Origin of the sequence: Paraburkholderia sp. USG1 (genome assembly GCF_031570135.1) — a bacterium.
Taxonomy (GTDB): domain Bacteria; phylum Pseudomonadota; class Gammaproteobacteria; order Burkholderiales; family Burkholderiaceae; genus Paraburkholderia; species Paraburkholderia dioscoreae.
Window position 1 is genome coordinate 112,704 of the sequence record NZ_JAMWXW010000004.1, and the last position, 18,806, is coordinate 131,509.

At 63.1% G+C, this 18,806-nt stretch carries 16 protein-coding genes; 9 read left to right on the top strand and 7 right to left on the bottom strand.

Features of this window, described 5'->3' with window-relative positions; translation table 11 throughout:
• Positions 1-260 precede the first annotated feature (260 nt).
• Positions 261-533: a DUF4148 domain-containing protein gene (locus tag NE850_RS06940; RefSeq protein ID WP_007177303.1), complete on the top strand. Its 273-nt coding sequence runs from the start codon at positions 261-263 to the stop codon at positions 531-533.
• Here NE850_RS06940 and NE850_RS06945 read toward each other — a convergent pair.
• From NE850_RS06945 to NE850_RS06960, 4 genes are all read right to left on the bottom strand, one after another.
• Positions 528-698, bottom strand: a complete 171-nt coding sequence (locus tag NE850_RS06945; protein WP_007177302.1) for a hypothetical protein — start codon at positions 696-698, stop codon at positions 528-530. The genes NE850_RS06940 and NE850_RS06945 overlap by 6 nt on opposite strands.
• Positions 699-828: 130 nt before the next feature.
• Positions 829-1,974, bottom strand: a complete 1,146-nt coding sequence (locus NE850_RS06950; protein WP_007177301.1) for a substrate-binding domain-containing protein — start codon at positions 1,972-1,974, stop codon at positions 829-831.
• A gap of 78 nt (positions 1,975-2,052) precedes the next feature.
• On the bottom strand, positions 2,053-3,054 hold the full coding sequence (locus tag NE850_RS06955; protein ID WP_007177300.1) for an ABC transporter permease: 1,002 nt from the start codon (positions 3,052-3,054) through the stop codon (positions 2,053-2,055).
• Positions 3,051-4,670 (bottom strand): sugar ABC transporter ATP-binding protein, encoded by a 1,620-nt coding sequence (locus NE850_RS06960; RefSeq protein ID WP_310698565.1) that lies wholly within the window; start codon positions 4,668-4,670, stop codon positions 3,051-3,053. Before NE850_RS06960 ends, NE850_RS06955 begins: the two co-directional genes overlap by 4 nt.
• 251 nt (positions 4,671-4,921) lie before the next feature.
• Here NE850_RS06960 and deoC point away from each other — a divergent pair, with 251 nt between their 5' ends.
• The 7 genes from deoC (at position 4,922) to NE850_RS06995 (ending at position 14,418) form a co-directional block, all read left to right on the top strand.
• On the top strand, positions 4,922-5,932 hold the full coding sequence (gene deoC / locus NE850_RS06965) for a deoxyribose-phosphate aldolase (RefSeq protein WP_310698566.1): 1,011 nt from the start codon (positions 4,922-4,924) through the stop codon (positions 5,930-5,932).
• 16 nt (positions 5,933-5,948) lie between these two features.
• Positions 5,949-8,339, top strand: a complete 2,391-nt coding sequence (locus NE850_RS06970; protein WP_310698567.1) for an aldehyde dehydrogenase family protein — start codon at positions 5,949-5,951, stop codon at positions 8,337-8,339.
• Positions 8,340-8,535: 196 nt separating this feature from the next.
• Positions 8,536-9,507 carry a ribokinase gene (gene rbsK / locus NE850_RS06975; protein ID WP_035517200.1) on the top strand — a complete coding sequence of 324 codons (972 nt, stop codon included), beginning with the start codon at positions 8,536-8,538 and terminating at the stop codon, positions 9,505-9,507.
• A gap of 34 nt (positions 9,508-9,541) precedes the next feature.
• The gene (locus tag NE850_RS06980; RefSeq protein ID WP_007177295.1) at positions 9,542-10,588 is read left to right on the top strand and encodes an ABC transporter permease; all 1,047 of its coding nucleotides are present in this window, start codon (positions 9,542-9,544) and stop codon (positions 10,586-10,588) included.
• A gap of 96 nt (positions 10,589-10,684) precedes the next feature.
• Entirely contained in the window at positions 10,685-11,689 is a 1,005-nt protein-coding gene (locus NE850_RS06985; RefSeq protein ID WP_310698568.1) for an autoinducer 2 ABC transporter substrate-binding protein, read from the top strand.
• Between the two features lie 86 nt (positions 11,690-11,775).
• On the top strand, positions 11,776-13,344 hold the full coding sequence (locus tag NE850_RS06990; protein ID WP_051058917.1) for a sugar ABC transporter ATP-binding protein: 1,569 nt from the start codon (positions 11,776-11,778) through the stop codon (positions 13,342-13,344).
• A gap of 15 nt (positions 13,345-13,359) precedes the next feature.
• On the top strand, positions 13,360-14,418 hold the full coding sequence (locus NE850_RS06995) for an ABC transporter permease (RefSeq protein WP_007177292.1): 1,059 nt from the start codon (positions 13,360-13,362) through the stop codon (positions 14,416-14,418).
• Positions 14,419-14,499: 81 nt separating this feature from the next.
• On the opposite strand, the gene NE850_RS07000 is transcribed toward NE850_RS06995, so the two are convergent.
• The 3 genes from NE850_RS07000 to NE850_RS07010 form a co-directional block, all read right to left on the bottom strand.
• Positions 14,500-15,225 (bottom strand): DeoR/GlpR family DNA-binding transcription regulator, encoded by a 726-nt coding sequence (locus tag NE850_RS07000; protein WP_007177291.1) that lies wholly within the window; start codon positions 15,223-15,225, stop codon positions 14,500-14,502.
• 146 nt (positions 15,226-15,371) lie between these two features.
• Positions 15,372-16,352 carry a hypothetical protein gene (locus NE850_RS07005; protein ID WP_310698569.1) on the bottom strand — a complete coding sequence of 327 codons (981 nt, stop codon included), beginning with the start codon at positions 16,350-16,352 and terminating at the stop codon, positions 15,372-15,374.
• A 149-nt stretch (positions 16,353-16,501) separates the two neighbouring features.
• Positions 16,502-17,680 (bottom strand): serine hydrolase domain-containing protein, encoded by a 1,179-nt coding sequence (locus tag NE850_RS07010; RefSeq protein ID WP_310698570.1) that lies wholly within the window; start codon positions 17,678-17,680, stop codon positions 16,502-16,504.
• 337 nt (positions 17,681-18,017) lie between these two features.
• Here NE850_RS07010 and NE850_RS07015 point away from each other — a divergent pair, with 337 nt between their 5' ends.
• Positions 18,018-18,791, top strand: coding sequence for an SDR family oxidoreductase (locus NE850_RS07015; protein ID WP_310698571.1), 774 nt, complete (start codon positions 18,018-18,020; stop codon positions 18,789-18,791).
• Positions 18,792-18,806 lie beyond the last annotated feature (15 nt).

Below are 18,806 nucleotides of genomic sequence, written 5' to 3' on the forward strand. Positions count from 1 at the left end.
GGGACTGGGTGACGCGGGCTTCATGAGTCAGGAGTGTGGCGTGGGGGCGCTGACGGGCCGCCGTCGCCTGGATTACGGTTCTGTTATGCGCGTGGCGATTCGAATGGGCGGCGCTATGGCGCGGCGACTCGCGGCGTTTCTTCAGGAAGGGAGAGATAACAGAACGGTAATCTGAAGGTCAGTGCCCGGACAGGCGAAATGACGAGAATGGGAAGCGTGGTCCATGCCACTCATTGATCGCAGCTACCCGGAGAGACATCATGAAATTGCTTGGCGCTATTGCCGTTACCGCACTCAGTCTGACGTTCGGCGCCAATGCCTTTGCGCAAACCAGCACGTCAGGGCTGACGCGCGCGGAGGTCATGGCTCAGTTGCAGCAGGCACAGGCCGAAGGCATCGTGCCGACACACGACAACGACTATCCGCCGACGGCAGCCGAAGTGGCGCGCAATCGCGAACTCTATGCGCTGGAGCACGGCACGCAGGATGCCGGCGCGGTTCGCACGGCGGGGACGCCGGCGCCGGCGCTATGAACGGTCGCGGCTGCGAGCGCGTGTCGCGCCAGTGATCACGGCCACGCCGAGCAGAATGACCGCCACGATGGCAATCGTATGTTGAGCGACGTGCATGGCCATCAATCCCCAGGACACGCCGCCGATCAGAATGATCCAGCCAACCAGATAAATGACCAGGGTCATCGTTTTCTCCTTTTCGAGTCGACGCGGCAGGTCTATCGAGTAGCAGATTTCGCGCCTGACGCCGGCTTGTGCCGCCGGCGTTCGGACGCTGAAGGAGAACGACGCGATGATGCGGTGCGGCTCGTTGCTGTCAACCGCAAGCCGGCTTGGCTTTCTTGCAGGCATCGGCAAGCTGCGGCGGCGGGTCTTTCTTGAACACCGTCTTATAAGACTCGAGCACGTTCGACTGAACCACCGGCAAGGACTGCACGCCGATCCACGCCGGCGGCGTCTGGCCGATGAGCGCTTTCATCATCGCCAGCGCCTCGGCGACGCCCTGGTCGTACGGACGCTGCGAGCCGGTGGCCTTCAGCGGCCCGCCCTTGGCGATTTCGATCGCGGATTGCAGGCCGAGGTCGACCGTCGTCACGGGAATCGTCACGCCTTGTGCGCGCATCGAAGTGAGCGTGTCCAGCGCCGGTTGATCCCATACGGCGAATAGACCCTTCACGTCCGGATTGCCGGTGAGGAAATCGCCCGCGATCTGCCCGACTTTCGACGGGTCCGTGAAGGCAACCTGTTTGATCTTGATGTCCGGGCGATTCTTCTTCAGCCAGTCGTTGACGGCCTTGGTGCGCTCCGTCGTGCTGAAGTAATCCACGCCGAAATTCACGAGCCCGACGGTCGCGCCTTGCGGCACGCACGAGGCTAGCACTTTCGCCGCGATCTGGCCGTTGCCTTCGCTGTCCGCCGAAATCATCGCGGCGTATTGTTCCGGATGCTTCAGGCCGGTCGGCACGTTGTCCATGAACACGAGCTTGATGCCGGCCGCCGACACTTTCTTGTAGGTGGCGGCCGTTGCCGTGCCGTCGACCGGAATCGAGATGATGCCGTCCGGATGACGCTGGATCGTGTTCTCGATATCGGCGATCTGCTTGTCGACCTGGTATTCAGCCGATGCCGTGCCGATCACTTCCACGCCGTACTTCTTCAGCGTATCGGTAATGCCTTGCACCTGCAGTTGCGACCAGTCGAGATTCATGGTCTGCATGGAAATGCCGACCTTGAATTTGCCGGCTTTGATTTTGGCGATGTCGGCGTCGGTCAGCTTCACGGCATCCACCGAGGCGGCTTTTTCGCCGTTCGGCCCTTGCCCGACAATCGTCTTCGGACCGATCGATCCCGCCGGCAGGCTGGTCACGCATTGCGCGTAAGCACCCGACGAAGCCAGGCATGCGACGGCGGCCGCCGCCATGACACCGGCTAACGCTGTTCTCGTACCACGATGCTGTTTCATGTCTCTCCTCCGTTGGTCTTCATCTCTGTGCGTCATGTCTTCAAGTCTTTACATCTTCACGTCCGAACCACTGCTTTGCTATTTCCTCGTAAAAGCGACCGCCGCGACGATGATCACGCCTTTGATCACCAACTGAAGCGACGAACTGACGCCGAGCAGCACCAGCCCGTTATTGAGCGTGCCGATGATCAGACTGCCGAGCAGCGTCCCCAGCACGAAGCCGCGGCCGCCGAACAGACTGCAGCCGCCGAGCGTGACGGAGGCGATCACATCCAGCTCCATGCCTTGCACGACGTCGGGCCGCGCCGCATGCGAGCGCGCCGACAGCACGAGCGCGGCGAGCCCGGCCAGCATGCCGGTGAGAATGAAGGCGAGGGTGGTCACGCGCCGCGTGTTGATGCCCGAGTACAGCGCCGCGGTCGGATTGCCGCCCGCCGCATAGATCTGCCTGCCGAACACGCTGTAGTGCAGCAGCAGAATGCCGGCGATCACGGCGAGCACCGTCCAGATGATCGGCACGGGCACGCCGAAAATATCGCCCTCGCCGAAGATCGCGATGAACGAGTCGTTGTCGATGATCACGGGCTTGGTGGTCGTGACCATCAGCGCGAGTCCGCGCGCGGCGCTCAGTGTGCCGAGCGTGACGAGAAACGAAGGAATGTTGACGCGGGTGGTCACGATCCCATTGATCGCGCCGACTATCGCGCCGGTGCCGATACCCGCAAGCGCACCGATGACCCAGTTGTTGCCCAGATACGTCATGGCCAGCGCCGCGGACATGCCCGAGAGTGCCAACGTCGAGCCCACCGACAGATCGATCTGTCGCGCAATGATCACGAAGGTCATGCCGATCGCGATGATCGAGACGAGCGCGGTTTGCCGGCCGATATTCAGGAAGTTGTCGATGGATAGAAACCACGGCGACGCGAAGCTGAACACCACCAGCAGAATCGCGAACGCGCCATAAAGCGCATAGGGGCGGTCGCCTTGCAGCAGGGCGCGGGCGATGCGCCGCAACCGGCTTTTCTGCGGCGGCGAGGCCTGCCGTTCGGACGTCAGCGGCGAGACGGATTCGTTCATATTGCTTGCGCCTCGATGGAAGAACGGGAAAGTTGGATCAGGTGATGCAGCGCTTCGGCGTTGGCGAGTTCGGCGCGCTCGACGGTCTTGACGATCGATCCGTCCGCGACAATCGAAATCCGGTCGCACAGGCGCAGGAGTTCATCCAGGTCCGAAGACACGACGAGCACGCCGGTGCCCGCGTGGGCGGCGTGATTGACCACGCCGTAGATTTCCTCGCGGGCGCCGACGTCCACACCTACCGTCGGTTCGTCGAGCAGAAGAACCCGCGGACGTGGATGATTCCACTTCGCGAACACCACTTTCTGCTGGTTGCCGCCGGATAAAAACTTGACCGCCGTGGAAGGGCCGGGCGCCTTCACCGACAGTTCCTTCATTGAGCGCCTCGCCTGCTGAACGGCGGCCTGACTGCGCAGCCATCCCCAGCGGGAAAAATGCGCGAGGCGCGGCAGCGTCAGATTGCGTTCGATCGAATGATCGAGCACGAGTCCTTCGAGATGCCGGTCCTCCGGCACCAGCGCGACGCCGAGCTGAATGGCCTCGGCGGGCGTGATGCGGGCACGCGCTCGCCCGTCGATCTCGATGGCGCCGGCGTCGACCGAACGGAGGCCAAAGATGGTTTGCAGAATCTCGGTGCGGCCGCTGCCGATCAATCCCGCGAGTCCGTGGATTTCGCCGCGGCGAAGCAGGAGATCGACGTGACGCAGCCGGTCGTTGCTGACGTTCGATAACTTGAGCACGGGCGCAACCGTGGTGTCGGCCGCCGCTTCGGCGATCGCCGACGCGCTTGCCGGTTCTCGGGAAATCGCGCCGTCGCCCACGGCCGTTTTCTGCCGTGCCTGCAGCGCGGCATGACCGGAGCCGACGATCGCCGCCACCAGTTGCTTCATATCCGTCTTTGCTGTGTCGAACGTGCCGGCATTGGCGCCGTCGCGGAATACCGTGACGCGCTGCGAAATGCGGAACACCTCGTTTAACCGGTGCGTCACATAGATCACGCCCACGCCGCGAGCCGTGACCGCGCGAATCGCGTCGAACAGAATCTGCTCTTCGCCGCCGGTCAATGCGGAGGTAGGTTCATCGAGTATCAGCACCCGCACGTCGCCCATCAGGGCTTTGCAGATCTCGGTCATTTGACGGTAGGCGAAGGGCAGCGCGCCGACCGGCGTCTTCGGATCGAGCGGGATGCCATGCGAGCGCAAAAATTCGCCGACCGTGGCCATGAGCTGGCGGTTCTTCACGAAGCCCAGACGTGTCCGCGGCTCGCGGCCCAACATGAGATTGGCGCCGACCGACAGCGATTCGACGAGGCTCAAGTCCTGGTAGACCACGGCGACACCCGCGTCGCGCGATTGCGCTGGCGAGTCGAACGTGACTTTGTGGCCGGCGATTTCGATCACGCCGTCGTCATACGCATGCACGCCGCTGAGGATCTTGATCAGCGTGGATTTGCCCGCGCCGTTTTCGCCGAGCAGCGCATGGACTTCGCCGGGAAACACTTCAAGGTCGACGCCGCGCAGCGCTTGCACGCCGCCAAATCGTTTGGTGACGCCCGCAACACGGATCAACGGAACCTGAGGCGATGACGCGGCCGCGACCGCAACCGGCTCACTCATCTGGCATGTCTCCTTCGTCCACGCGACGACATTCTTTTCTTTGTACGACGCTGTCCGGCCGAAACTGTGTTGTGATCTTCGCATCATGAATATGGTGCGTCAATAACATTCACAGGCGTTCAGCGGGCTTCTGTGTGTGTTGATGTAACGATTGCTCGCAAAGCTTGTTATGATTCTATCAATCGTTGTAGCATAAGTGCGAACAAATCGTCGGCGGCTGTTGTGCGTCGCGTCATATTTCCGGATGTCTTATGCCAGAAGCCCCATTGCAGTCTTCATCGGTCGTCGCGCTGCGCGGCACACCGCTCGTTCATCCGGTGCGCAATCCCGGCATGCCGTTCGACGCCTCGTGGCTCGACGGCTTGCGCGTCAATCAGTCGGCGGTGGAGCGGCGCACCGCCACGCTCGGCACGCGCCGCAGCGTCAAGAAAGATGCGCAGGCCGCCTGGCTGCTGAAAGCCATTACCTGCATCGACCTCACCACGCTCAATGGCGACGACACGGAAGGCCGGGTGCGCCGGCTTTGCGCAAAGGCACGCCAACCGGTGCGCACCGATCTGCTCGAAGCGCTCGGCATCGCGCCGCAAGGCATCACGACGGGCGCGGTGTGTGTCTATCACCGCTTCGTCGCGGCGGCCGTCGATGCACTGCACGGCAGCGGCATTCCGGTCGCGGCGGTATCCACGGGTTTTCCCGCAGGGCTGATTCCACATCCGCTGAAGCTGAAAGAGATCGAAGCCTCGGTCGCAGACGGCGCGCAGGAAATCGACATTGTCGTTACGCGTGAATATGTGCTGACCGGCAACTGGCAGGCGCTCTACGACGAAGTGCGCGGCTTCCGCGCGGCCTGCGGTCCGGCGCATCTGAAAACCATCCTCGCCACCGGCGATATCCGCACGCTCTCGAACGTGGCGCGCGCCTCGATGGTCTGCATGATGGCCGGCGCCGACTTCATCAAGACATCCACCGGCAAGGAGGGCGTCAATGCGACGCTGGACGTTTCGCTCGTGATGGTGCGCATGATCCGCGAATACCAGGAGCGCACCGGCGTGCTCATCGGCTTCAAGCCGGCGGGCGGCGTGTCGAGTGCGAAGTCGGTGCTGTCGTACCAGATCCTGATGAAAGAAGAACTCGGCCGCGCGTGGCTCGAACCCGAACTCTTCCGGATCGGTGCGTCGAGCCTGCTGGCCGATATCGAACGCCAGCTCGAACATTACGTGAGCGGCCGTTACTCCGCTTTCAACCGTCACCCCGTAGCCTGAACAGAAGACCGATCCCATGAGCGTAGCCGAGTATTTTTCATCGATGGAGTACGGTCCCGCACCCGAGGACGATCAACCCGCGCGCGCCTGGCTGGCGCAGCACGAGGAGCGCTTCGGGCATTTCATCGGCGGTGCGTGGCATGCGCCCGCGGCCGGCGAACGCTTTGCGTCGCATGCGCCGGCAACGGGCGAGCGGCTCGCGGATATCGCCCAGGGCGATGCTGCCGATATCGACGCCGCGGTGGCCGCCGCGCGTGCCGCGCAGCCCGGCTGGTTCTCATTGGGCGGGGCGGGGCGGGCGCGGCATCTGTATGCGCTCGCGCGCATGGTTCAACGCCATAGCCGGCTCTTCGCCGTGCTCGAAGCGCTCGACAACGGCAAGCCGATCCGCGAGACGCGCGATATCGACGTGCCGCTCGTCGCGCGGCACTTCCTGCATCACGCGGGTTGGGCGCAGTTGCAGGAGAGTGAGTTTGCCGATTACGCGCCGCTCGGCGTGGTCGGTCAGATCGTGCCGTGGAATTTCCCGTTGCTGATGCTCGCGTGGAAGATCGCGCCGGCTATTGCCACGGGCAACTGCGTCGTGCTGAAGCCGGCCGAATACACGCCGCTCACCGCGTTGCTGTTCGCCGAACTCGCGCATCGCGCGGGTTTGCCGGCCGGCGTGCTGAACGTGGTCACCGGCGATGGACGCACCGGCGCGGCGTTGGTCGAGCATCCGCAGGTCGACAAGATCGCCTTCACCGGTTCGACGGAAGTCGGCCGGCTGATCCGCTCGGCCACGGCCGGTTCCGGCAAATCGCTAACGCTCGAACTCGGCGGCAAGTCACCCTTCATCGTGTTCGACGACGCGGATCTGGACGGCGCGGTGGAAGGCGTGGTCGACGCGATCTGGTTCAACCAGGGGCAGGTCTGCTGCGCGGGTTCGCGGCTGCTCGTGCAGGAAGGTGTCGAGGCGCGGTTTATCGCGAAACTGAAGCGGCGCATGGCGACGCTGCGCGTGGGCACCTCGCTCGACAAGAGCATCGACCTCGGCGCGATCGTCGATCCGGTACAACTCCAACGTATTCAGTCGCTGGTGGAAACCGGCCGGCGCGAAGGCTGCTCGGTCTGGCAGTCTCCTGAGACGACGCTGCCGAGCGGCGGCTGCTTCTATCCGCCGACGCTCGTGACCGGCGTGGCGCCGGCTTCCACGCTGGCGCAAGAAGAAATCTTCGGCCCGGTGCTGGTGACGATGAGCTTTCGCACCCCTGATGAAGCCATTGCGCTCGCCAACAACTCGCGTTACGGACTCGCTGCGAGCGTGTGGAGCGAGACTATCGGCCGCGCGCTCGATGTTGCGCCGCGTCTTGCATGCGGCGTCGTCTGGATCAATGCGACCAACCTGTTCGACGCGGCGGTCGGCTTCGGCGGCTATCGCGAATCGGGCTACGGCCGCGAAGGCGGGCGTGAGGGCATCTACGAATATCTGAAACCGCGGGCGTGGCTCAATCTTGCGGAGCGCCACACGGCGCGCAGCGCGAGCGGCAACACGGCCACGCTCGATCCGTTGTCCAACGTAACGTCGATTGACCGCACCGCGAAGCTCTTTATCGGCGGCAAGCAGGCGCGGCCGGACAGCGGCTATTCGCTGCCGGTTCACGCGCCGGACGGCACGCCTGTCGGCGAGGTGGCGGCGGGCAATCGCAAGGACATCCGTAACGCGGTCGAAGCGGCCCGCGCGGCGCAGAAGTGGTCGCAGGCAAGCACGCATAACCGTGCGCAGGTGCTGTTCTATCTGGCCGAAAACCTGGCCGTGCGCGCGGACGAATTCGTGCGCCAGCTCATGGTGCGAAACGGTGCGGCGGAAGCCGCGGCGCGCGCCGAAGTGGACGCCTCGGTGCAGCGTTTGTTCACGTACGCGGCGTGGGCCGACAAGTTCGACGGCGCCGTGCACACGCCGCCGCTGCGCGGTGTGGCGCTGGCCATGCATGAGCCGCTCGGCGTGATCGGCATCGCCTGTCCGGACGAAGCGCCGCTGCTCGGCTTCGTTTCGCTGGCCGCGCCGGCGCTGGCTATGGGCAATCGTGTGGTGGTGTTGCCGAGCGAGGCGTCGCCGCTCACGATCACCGACTTTTACCAGGTGGCCGAAACCTCGGACGTGCCCGGCGGCGTGCTGAACATCGTCACCGGCGAACACGGCGCGCTGCTGCCGGCGCTCGCAAAACACGACGACGTGGACGCAGTCTGGTGCTTCGGCAGCGCGGCGGATTCGACGCTGGTCGAACGCGAATCGGTCGGCAATCTGAAGCGGACGTTTGTCGATCACGGCCGCCAGTTCGACTGGTTCGACCGTTCGAGCGAAGGCCGGCCGTTCCTGCGCCAGGCGGTGCAGGTCAAGAACATCTGGATACCGTACGGCGATTGATGGACAACTGATGGGCGATTGATTGGCCACTGTACGGGACGTCTGAAAGACACGCACGCCAACCAGAAAATGGAGGAGACAACGTGCCGAAGAATCTGGATCTGCAGTTCAATGCCGAGGTGCCGTGCGCACTTCACGCATCGATGAACCTTCCCTTGAACCCGGCTGTTCAGGATCAGGGGGAACGCGCATGAACATGTCTACGCAACCAGGCGAAAAGGGACGCGTCGTCATTCTCGGCATCTACGTCACCGATCTGACGTTTCGCGCCGGTCGCATGCCGCAGATCGGCGAGACCATCGCGGGCTCGGCATTCGCGATGGGGCCGGGCGGCAAGGGCTCGAATCAGGCGGTGGCGGCCGCGCGCGCCGGCGCCGACGTGGTGTTCTGCACCCGCATCGGCAACGACGCGTTCGGCGCGATTGCGCGCGCCACGTGGGCCGCTGAAGGCATCACGGCGCGCGCCTCGGTGATCGAAGGCGTCTCGACGGGCGCGGCGCATATTTTCGTCGACGACAACAGCGGCATGAACGCGATCATCGTCGCCTCCGGCGCGGCTGGGACGATGGAGCCGGCGGACGTCGACGCAATCGAAGCCGACATCGCCGCCGCGCGGGTTTTCGTCACGCAACTCGAACAGCCGCTCGAGGCCGCGCGCCGCGGGCTCGAAGTGGCGCGCCGGCACGGCGTCATCACTGTGTTCAATCCGGCGCCGGCCTTGCCGCTCGACGACGGCATCTTCCCGCTGTGCGACTACATCACCCCGAATGAAACCGAAGCGACCGCGCTCACCGGCGTACCGATCGCGAACGCCGACGACGCCCGCCGCGCCGCCGACGTGCTGCTCGCCAAAGGCGTCGGCACGGTCATCGTCACGCTGGGCGAGGGCGGCGCGCTGCTGCATTCGGCGACGCAATCGGTTCTCGTGCCCGCTTATCACTGCGGCCGCGTGGTGGAAACCGCGGGCGCCGGCGACGGCTTCACGGGCGGCTTCGCGGCCGCGCTCGCACGCGGCGACGACGCCATGACCGCGTTGCGTTTCGGCTGCGCGCTCGCGGGCATTTCCGTGACACGTCCGGGCACGGCGCCTTCCATGCCGACGCTCGACGAAGTGAACCAGGTTCTGAAGCAGCCGAACCAGCCGGCGGGCGTGTCCCAGCCGTCCTGACCGATTGCGAAGCTAGAAGGAGGGTGTCGTCACCATGAAGTCTTCGTTCACCGCTGGAAAACTGTTCGGCGACCGGCAACTGAATTTTCTGCTGATCGTCAACGTGCTCGTCGTGCTGGTCGCGACGTGGCTCTCGCATGGCCAGTTCGTCGATATCGACAATCTGCAGTCGATGGGCGGCCAGTTGCCCGAACTAGGCCTGCTCGCGCTCGGCATCATGCTTTCGATGGTGTCGGGCAACGGCGGGATCGACCTGTCCGGTGTCGGGCTCGCCAATCTGTCGGGCATGGTCGCGGCACTGCTCGTGCCGCGCTTCGTCAACGGCGACGATTCGCCCGCGCTCTACACGTCGCTCTTCTGCGTGATCGTGGTGGCAATGGGCTTGCTCGGCGGGCTGCTGAACGGCGTGGTGATCGCGCGCCTCAGACTCACGCCGATTCTCTGCACGCTCGGCACGCAGTTGCTGTTCACCGGTTTCGCGGTGGTGCTCAGCAACGGCGCTTCGGTGCATGTCGATTACGTGGACCCGTTGTCGAATATCGGTAACGGTACGGTGTTTCAGGTGCCGATCGCGTTCTGCATCTTTATCGCAGCCGTGATCGTGCTGGGGTGGCTGCTCAAACGCAGTCCATTCGGCCTGCGCCTCTATCTGATGGGCACCAATCCGAAGGCGGCGTTCTATGCCGGCATTCCGCGGGCGCGGATGCTGATCACGACGTATGCCATGTGCGGCGTGCTCGCTTCGCTGGCCGGCTTGATCAGTGCGACGCATACGTCCAGCGCGAAATGGGACTACGGCAACTCTTATCTGCTGATCGCGATCCTGATCGCCGTGATGGGCGGCGTGAATCCGGCGGGCGGGCATGGCCGCATCATCTGCGTGTTTTTTGCCGCGACGGTGCTGCAGTTTCTCTCCAGCCTGTTCAATCTGATGGGCGTGTCGCAGTTTTTCGGCGATTGCGCGTGGGGCTTTCTGTTGCTGCTGTCGCTTGCGTTCGCGGGCGGTGAACGGGTGCGCGCGATTTTCGGTTTCGGCGGCGGGACGGGCGGCAGTCGTTCGGGCGCGGCGCCTAAAAGTTAGCAGGCACGCGGCAAGGTTTTAGTACATGGCGGACAACGAGCCCTGGCTGTCCGTGACGATGAAATGGGCGACATCGAACCAAAAAGGAGACATCGCATGAAATTGACTCGACTGGGTGCCGGGCTCGCAGCAGGCGCGCTGACGGTGGGCGTGATCGCCGCCGCGCAGGCCGCCACGAACGAAACGATCGTCACGGTCGTCAAGGTGACCGGCATCAACTGGTTCAACCGCATGGACGACGGCGTCAAGCAGTTCGCGAAAGACAATCCCGGCGTCACCGCGTATCAGACCGGCCCCGGCCGCGCGGACGCGGCGCAGCAACTGAAGATCATCGAAGACCTGATCGCCAAGAAGGTCACCGCGATTGCCGTGGTGCCCTACGATCCGCCGACGCTCGAACCGGCGCTCAAGAAGGCGATGGATCGCGGCATCAAGGTCGTCACGCATGAGGCCGACAACGCGAAGAACACGATGGTGGATATCGAAGCATTCGACAACACCGCCTATGGCGCCGGCCTGAACGAACGGCTCGCCTCGTGCATGCACGACGACGGCAAGTGGGCCGTGCTGGTCGGCTCGCTCGGCAGCCGCTCCCAGGTGCAATGGGCGGACGGCGGCATCGGCAACGCCAAGGCCAAATATCCGAAGATGAACCTCGTCGAGCCGAAGCTGGAAACCAACAACGACGGCGAACGCGCCTATGAAGTCGCGAAAGAAGTGCTGCGCAAGCATCCGGACCTGAAGGGCTTCCAGGGCTCGTCGTCGCTCGATGTGATCGGCATTGGCCGCGCTGTCGAAGAGGCCGGCATGCAGGGCAAGATCTGCGTGTACGGCACGGGTCTGCCGACTGAAGCCGGCAAGTTCCTCGAAAGCGGCGCCATCAACGGCATCGCGTTCTGGGATCCGAAGCTCGCGGGCATTGCGATGAACAAGATCGCGCAAATGCTGATCGACGGCAAGACGGTGGAGAACGGCGCCGACCTCGGCATTCCCGGTTACACGAAGGTCACGGTCGCGAAAGGGCCGGGCAAGGGCATCATCGTGCGCGGGCAGGGCTGGGTGAACGTCGACAAGACGAACTACAAGCAGTATCCATTCTGATCTTCCGCCGCTTACGGTTTTTGTTTCATGTTGTTTCATGTGCCATGGCGTCCCCACGGGGACGCCTTAACTTGCGACTCGCCACCATGAATCAGGACGCAATTTCACCGGTTTCACCGAGTTCACCGCAGTCCGAAGCGTCGCAGCCGTTTCTGCAGGTTGTCGGCGTGCACAAGCGCTTCACCGGCGTGCATGCGTTGCGCGGCGTGAGTCTGTCATTCGAGCGCGGCCAGATCTATCACCTGCTCGGCGAAAACGGTTGTGGCAAGAGCACGCTCATCAAGATCATCTCCGGCGCGCAGCCGCCCGACGAAGGCGAGCTCGTGATCGAAGGCGTGCGGCATGCGCGGCTCTCCGCGCTCGAATCGCTCGCCGCGGGCATCGAAACCGTTTATCAGGATCTCTCGCTGCTGCCCAACATGAACGTGGCCGAAAACGTCGCGCTCACGTCCGAGCTGGCCACGCACGCGGGCAAGCTTGCCCGCACCTTCGACCGGCGCGAACTGGCGCGCACGGCCGCGCGCGCGCTCGAATCGGTCGGCCTGCCCGGCAACGCGGAGTTCCAGGCGACGCTGATCGAGCAATTGCCGCTCGCCACGCGGCAACTCGTGGCGATTGCCCGCGCGATTGCCAGCGAGGCGAAGTTCGTCATCATGGACGAGCCCACCACTTCGCTCACGCAGAAGGAGGTCGACAATCTGATTGCCGTGCTCGCCAATCTGCGCGCTCAGGGTGTCACCGTGCTGTTCGTGAGCCACAAGCTCGACGAGTGCTACGCGATCGGCGGCGAAGTAATCGTGCTGCGCGACGGACAGAAAATGGCGCAAGGACCGATCGCGCAATTCACCAAAGCGCAGATCAGCGAACTGATGACCGGCAGGCATCTGTCGAACGAACGCTATCGCGAGGGTGCATGCGAGCAGAACGTCGTGCTCGATGTGCGTGGTTATACGCGCGCCGGCCAGTTCAGCGATGTGTCGTTCGCGCTGCACGGCGGCGAGATTCTGGGCATTACGGGGCTGCTCGATTCGGGGCGCAACGAACTCGCGCGCGCGCTTGCCGGTGTCGCGCCCGCGCAATCCGGGCAGGTGATGCTCGACGGCAAGGCCGTTTCCTTGCGTACACCCTCGGACGCGAAGGAGCACCGCATCGGCTATGTGCCGGAAGACCGCCTGAATGAGGGGCTTTTTCTCGACAAGTCGATTCGCGACAACGTGATCACCGCGATGATCTCCAGTTTGCGCGACCGCTTCGGCCAGGTGGATCGCAGCCGCGCACAGGCACTCGCCGAGCAGACGGTGAAGGATTTGCAGATCGCCACGCCCGGTGTCGACAAACCCGTGCAATCGCTTTCGGGCGGCAACCAGCAGCGCGTGCTGATTGGCCGCTGGCTCGCGATCGACCCGCGCGTGCTGATTCTGCATGGACCGACGGTGGGCGTGGACGTAGGCTCGAAGGACATCATTTACCGCATCATGCAGCGCCTGTCGCAACGCGGCATCGGCATCATTCTGATCAGCGACGACTTGCCCGAACTGCTGCAGAACTGCGACCGCATTCTGATGATGAAGAAAGGGCGCGTGGCCGGCGAATACCAGGCCGCCACGTTGAGCGAAGCCGATCTGTATCACGCGCTGCTTTCGGAAGCCGCATAAAGGACGTATCCACTCATGAACTCGCGCATCGATTCGCGCCTGAACCAGACCATGACCACCCCGACCATCGTCGAAGTCGCTCCCGAGGTCAAGCCGCCGGGCTTGCGGGCCAGGCTCGCGCGCAATCCCGAATGGTTTACCGTCGCGTTGATCGCGGTGACGTGCCTGATTGTCGGCGCGATCAATCCGCGATTTTTCCAGCTCGCGACGCTATTCGACCTGTTGCACTCGGCCACCACGATGTCGCTTTTTGCGCTGGGCACGCTCGTGGTGCTGGCGTCCGGCGGGATCGACGTATCGTTCACCGCGATCGCCGCGCTGACGATGTACGGCATCACCAAGGCCGTGTTCGCCTGGTGGCCGGATGCGCCGTTCGCGCTGATTCTGCTGACGGGTGCGCTCGGCGGCGTCGTGCTCGGGGTTATCAACGGGCTGCTGGTGCATCGGCTGAAGGCGCCTTCGCTGATCGTGACGATCGGCACGCAGTATCTGTATCGCGGGTTGCTGCTGACGTTTATCGGCACGACGTTCTTCATGAACATTCCGCACAGCATGGATCGTTTCGGCCGCATTCCGCTGTTTTTCTATCACACCGCCGACGGCTTGCGCGCCGTTCTGCCGGTGTCGGTGGTGGCGCTGGTGGCGGCGGCGGTGCTCACCTGGTGGCTGTTGAACCGCACGATGATGGGGCGCGGCGTCTATGCAATGGGCGGCAGCCTGGCCATCGCCGAGCGGCTCGGCTACAACCTGCGCGCGATCCATCTGTTCGTGTTCGGCTATACGGGCATGCTCGCCGGCATTGCGGGCATTCTGCACGTCTCGAACAACCGGCTCGCGAATCCATTCGATCTGGTGGGCTCGGAGCTCGATGTGATCGCCGCGGTGATTCTGGGCGGCGCGCGCATTACGGGCGGCACGGGCACGGTGGCCGGCACATTGCTCGGCGTGGCGCTGGTCACGCTGATCAATAGCGTGCTGATTCTGGTGGGTGTGCCGAGCACCTGGCAGAAGGTGATTATCGGCGCGTTCATTCTGATTGCGGGCACGCTGTTCGCGTTGCAGCGCAAGAGTTGAAGACACAACGCGCGGCTTCTGCATTGCGGGGTTGCGGGCCGTGCGTGATGCAGCAGGCGGCAAGCGAGGCCGCAAGCACGCTTACCGGCGCTTGCGGAACTGCTGGCCTTTCTCCGTAATGATGGAGTCGAAGTCGTCGACTTGCGAGAAACGCACCGCTTTGACCACGCCGAACTTGCTCTGGTCCACAACCAGATGCCGTTCTACCGCGCTCGCCATCGCCGCCTGCTTCAGCGCGACTTCATGAAAATTCCAGCACGTCACACCGCGCGCGGTGTCCACGCCGCCCGCGGAAATGAACGCCTTGTTGATTCCCATGCGGCGCAGCATCTCCAGACTTTCTTCGCCTGCGAACGAATCCGACGAGGGCACGTACACGCCGCCGAGCAGAATCATTCGCACATTCGGTTTGCGCCGCAGAATCTCGGCGACATTCAACGAATAGCACACCACCGTGACATGCCGTTCGACCGGAATCAACCGGGCCAGCGTGGTGAGCGTGGTGCCGCAATCGATGAACAGCGTTTCGTTGTCGCCGATGAGTCCCGCCGCGACCGCCGACGCTTCGGCCTTCGCCTGCGCGAAGTGGTCTTTTTCTTCTTCGAGTGAATAGCCGGCGTTATTGGGTACGTCGGTCGCGCTGACGATATAGCCGCCGAGATACGTGAATCGTTCGGGGCTGCCTGCAATGTCGCGCCGGACAGTCATTTCCGAAACGCCGAGCAGGCCGGCGGCGTCGCGCAGGCGCATCACGTTTTGCCTGGTCAACGCTTCGGCAAGGGCGCGGAGGCGGTCGGGTTTCAGCATGGAGATCCTGGCGCGCAGTGTGTGGATGGGCGTTATGTTTTGTTCGATTTGATGAAAGAATTATAACAAGAGGTGGTGCGCGCGGCGAGCGCGATATGAGTCGTATGGTCGGGCGGGTGACGCACGTATGCCGATTCTGGCGCTGACTAGAACCGGTAACCAATGCCGCCGAGAATCACGTCCGTGTCGCGGCTATAGCGTGTGACCACACGGTTCCACGTTACGCGCGCTGCCCAGTGTCGCGTGACCCGATACGAAGCCGATACCGAAACGAGGCCGGACAGTATGCCGTCGCCCGTGTCGCGATTGTCGTTCGAATTGCCGTGGTGAATGGCGGCATACGCGCCGGCACCGATACCGAGTGTCAGGCGGTCGTCAAAAAAGGCCCGCGTGAGCCAGAGTTGCGCGGTGGCGCCGTCGCGCCGCGCGGTCAGGCCGTTGCCTTCATGCAGATAGCCCAGCGTCGCGTCGAGATAGTTGGTCAGCCCGCGCCTGTATTCGATCGCTTCCGCCGCCGATGTTTGCGACTCGAGGCTGTTCAGAATGGTTGTGCCGGCCATGAAGGTCACTTCGTTGTTCGTGACTTTTTGCGTGCGCGGCAGCGCAAAATCACGCGGGCCGGGAGTCTCGGGTGCGTCCAGTTGATAGCCCATGCCGAGCATGACCGCCGTGGTCGACGGCCCGTTCGTCACCCTTACGTGATTGAGTTGCAGATTGGCTGTCCAGCGCTGGGACGAATACCACGTGGCGCGCGCACTGTAGACAACGCCCCAGCCATGCGTATTCGAATAGCCTTTGCCTTCTTCCGCCGCTTCGGTGTCGAAATAACGATAGGGGCCGACGCCGAGTGCGACCACGAAACGCCGTTGTGCAAGGGGTAGCCGGCCCCACACCTGGACGAGTTGGCCATCGCGGTGATGATCGGGAATATGTCCTTCATTGAGCCAGGTAATGCTGCCCGCAAGGTACGGGCCGAACCCTTCCGTATAGTCCATCGACCACGCGTAGGAATGCGTGTGTTCGCCGGTCAACGGTCCCGTGTATAGCGCGAATTCCTGGGCTGATGTGGGGCAGGCCCACAGACATATCGCTCCGGCGGCAACGGCGAGAGTCCAGTTAACTTTCATCGTTACATGAGATCTTCGGTCATGACGGAAAGCGCGCCAGACTGACGATTCTGCATTCTGGCGGCTGTTTGCGGCCATTGTGGCAGGATTTCGCGGAAAACGACCCGCCTGGGACGAGCGGGTTTATTTCTCCAGGTTACGGCTGCTGACTAACTACTCTGCGCCCCCGATGGCATCCCGGCAGCCGGCACGGCCGCTCCCACCTGCTGATAAACCGCCGCCTCAAAACCAATGAGCGTTTCGACGACCGGCATGTCGAAGAACGGGAGCATCTGGGTCATCAGCACACCGCCTATGTCTCTCGACCGGTCAAACCAATAGTACGAATTGAAGATGCCGGCCCAATCGGCAGAGCCACGGCTGCGCATGCCAGGCAGGTCGGCGAGCGTGAGGTGAAAGCCCAACCCCCAGCCCTGCGGCATCGGCATGGCGGGCACCTCGTTGGAAAGTTCCGGCACCGTGGGCTTCGCCGGGTCGGGAAGCGTGATCGAGCCGAGATGGTCCCTCAGTGCCATTTCGACGGTCGACGGTTGAAGGATACCGGCGCCATCATGGAGCCATGCCTGCAGGAAACGGCCGTAATCCTGCACCGTACCGTAAGAGCCGTGACCGGCGGCGTCCCATTCGGAGGTGGGAGACAGATCGGTTTTCGACGGCGCGAGCGTGCCGTCGGCCTGACGTTGCATCACGCGTAACAGGCGGCCGCGCTGCTCCGGATTCGGCGCGAACGTCGAGTCCTTCATTCCCAGCGGCCCATAAACATGCTGCTTGACGTAGCTGTCCAGACTTTGACCCGACAGCTTCTCGACGATCAGCCCTAGCCAGTCGCTGTTGGTTCCGTATTCCCATGCCGTACCGGGGTCGTTGACGAGCGGCACCGACAGACTGCGCTTCAGTCCGGTGAGAGGATGAGGCTCTCCGGTCAATTCGTGGTAGCGCTTCAACTTCTCGCTGAGGAAGAAGTAGCCGAGGCCGGCCGTGTGCGTCATCAACTGACGCACGGTGGCCTTGCTGACGGGCGGGCGCAAACGCGGCTGATTGCCGTCGAAGCCGTCGAGCACCTGCAATTGACCGAACGCGGGAAGTATCGATTCGACGGTCGCATCGAGGCTGAGGAGCCCTTGTTCCACCAACTGCAACGCCGCCGTCGTGGCGACGGCTTTCGTCATCGAGGCGTTGCGGAACAGGGTGTGTGGGCTCGCCTCGCCGGCGGCATGATGGAACAGGATGCCGTGGCGATTGACGACGACCGCCGCAATGCCATGAATAGCGCCTTTCGAAACCGCATTGTCCAGTAGCGCCGTGATAACCGAACCGTCGAAATTCATGCGTGGCTCCTTCGTTCGAGATTGGGAATTCGCTTGCGATTTCGTCGCTGTAACGGATGGCATATCGCATCAGGAAGTGCGATTTAACGATTTTCGCGTGGCCACGTTGGATGCGTCACAGTTCACCTGCTGCATAGGATAACGCGTACGAAGGAGTCCGGTACGCGAGGTGAATGCAAGTGAGCCGTCCATTGTCGGCCGCTCCTTGCGCGATGATCGGAAATGACCATCTCACGCGATTGGACAGATTTTCTGGACAATCCATCCAGGGGGCGGCAGATTATTTCGCGCCGGATGCTGCGTAGACTTGAATTCCCCGAACATTGAGGACATTCCCATGGCAGACCATTCCATCAAGGGCAAGGTTGTGCTCATAGCCGGTGGCGCGAAAAACCTGGGCGGCCTGATAGCCCGCGATCTCGCTGCGCAGGGCGCCAAGGCTATTGCAATTCACTACAACAGTGCCGCGAGTCAGGCGCAAGCCGATGCCACGGTCGAAGCAATCCGCTCCGCGGGCGCCGAAGCGGTGGCGTTTCAGGCGGACCTGACCCGCGCCGGCGCGGTCGAGAAACTGTTCGCCGACGCGGTGGCCGCGATCGGCAAGCCTGACATTGCCATCAACACGGTCGGCAAGGTGCTGAAAAAACCCTTCGTCGAGATCAGCGAGGCCGAGTATGACGAGATGACCGCGGTCAATTCGAAGACTGCCTTCTTCTTTCTCAAGGAAGCGGGCAAGCACGTCAACGACAACGGCAAGATCGTCACGCTCGTCACGTCTCTGCTCGGTGCGTTCACGCCGTTCTACGCCGCGTATGCCGGCACCAAGGCGCCTGTCGAGCATTACACGCGCGCGGCCGCCAAGGAATATGGCACGCGCGGCATTTCGGTCACCGCTGTAGGCCCGGGACCGATGGACACGCCTTTTTTCTATCCTGCCGAAGGCGAAGACGCGGTCGCTTATCATAAGAGCGCTGCGGCGCTATCATCGTTTTCCAAAACGGGCCTGACCAACATTCAGGACGTGGTGCCGTTTATTCGTCATCTGGTCAGTGACGGATGGTGGATTACCGGCCAGACTATCCTCATCAACGGGGGCTATACGACGAAGTGATGGTGCTTGCGCGGC